Source organism: Candidatus Cardinium sp. cBcalN2 (genome assembly GCF_022810445.1).
Classification (GTDB): domain Bacteria; phylum Bacteroidota; class Bacteroidia; order Cytophagales; family Amoebophilaceae; genus Cardinium.
Map to the genome: position 1 here is coordinate 1 of NZ_JAACGD010000178.1, position 1,519 is coordinate 1,519.

Consider the following 1,519-nt stretch of genomic DNA (forward strand, 5'->3'; position numbering starts at 1 on the left):
CCAATAAATCTTTAAGTGAAGAAAATCTTAAACTAAAAGAACAGTTAGGTCTGACTTCAAAAGCCTCCTCGATTCCTACCTCTAAAGAGCTATACAAGCTCAAACGTAATAGGCCAAAAAGTATACGTAAGCTAGAAGCCCAACCTGGTCACTCGGCTACTACTCGTGTTAAGCTCCCAGCAGATGAAGTTATTAATTTAGGTATTTCAGCAGTATGTTCATATGGTGGTCATGTAGTGGTATCTTCTAAGCCTTACATTCATCAAAAAGTAGATTTACCGGATATTAAGCCCTATGTAATCGATTATCATATGCACCACGGTCGGTGTAGAAAATGTGGTAAACGCTATAGTTCTGCGCTTCCTAAAGGGGTTACAAGAGACACTTTTGGCCCTAAAATCAAATCAGTGATTAGTTCTTTAACAGCCTTTTATAAAAACTCTAAACGGGAAGTATCTTATATCTTAAAAGATATTTTTAACCTAGATATCAGTTTAGGTAGTATATCTAATAGCGAGGCTAGAGTAGCTGCAAAGTGCCAAGGCGCTTACCAGGCTATAGAAGCAACGATCAGAAAAAGTAAATTGGTACACATAGATGAGACCTCCCACTTTAATAGCGCTAAACGAAATTGGGCCTGGATGATGACCAGCCCTATAGCTAGTCTACTTAAATTAACCCATTCAAGAAGTCGAAAAGTTTTAGAAAGTAGTGCCCTAAATGCTAGGGAGCAGATTGTTGTCAGTGACCGATATGCAGTCTATAATTATTTTCCGCCTACTAATCGACAATTGTGCTGGTCACATATAGCTAGAGATTTTGAAAGGTTTGCTCATAGTTGGCACAGTGATGTTAAGGCATTAGGTTTTTACTTAAAGCAAATAGCTAGTGAGCTATTTGTCTTGCATCGATCTTTCTTGAACCAATCTATGGGGCTGGTTACCTTTTTAAGACGCATTAGAAAATTGCGTAAAAGGACCTGGTATGGCTTAAAAGCTATTTCCAGGCTAGCCCGTGCTGCACAAGCTAGTCGTGTGGCTAAAAATATAATGCGGTCAGAGCCTATGCTATGGAGATTTTATCAAGATCCTCTCAATATTCCATTGACCAATAACTTGGCTGAGAGACAAATTAGGCATTACGTGGTATATCGTAAAAATTCCTACTTCACTCAATCTGAAAGAGGCAATAGGTTCTTAGAACGCGTCATCTCTTTGTACCTAACTGCAAAACAGCAAAACCTAAATCCTTTCAAAGAACTCAAAAAAATAATCCAGGAAAAAACAGAATCCAAAACGGAAATCAAATTTCTGCCACAGTCGTGAACGGAAACTCATTTGTTAATCTAGAAAGCTCCAAATTAATCACCGAATATTTCTTCCACTGATACCCATTTTTTAGCCTATCTATGTGATAATCCTTAAAAACTTCTTGTTCACCACTACATATAGTAGCCAGTGTATTAATAAACAGAGACTTGCCAAATCTACGAGGCCTGGCTATAAATTGTAGTAGTTGA

2 protein-coding genes are annotated in these 1,519 nt (G+C 37.9%); one reads left to right on the forward strand and one right to left on the reverse strand.

Annotated features, from left to right (window positions below):
• A partial coding sequence (locus MUW74_RS04195; protein WP_243553103.1) for an IS66 family transposase occupies positions 1-1,325 on the forward strand: 1,325 nt, incomplete at its 5' end.
• Here MUW74_RS04195 and MUW74_RS04200 read toward each other — a convergent pair.
• On the reverse strand, positions 1,303-1,519 hold a 217-nt coding region (locus MUW74_RS04200), incomplete at its 5' end, for an AAA family ATPase (RefSeq protein WP_243518507.1). The genes MUW74_RS04195 and MUW74_RS04200 overlap by 23 nt on opposite strands.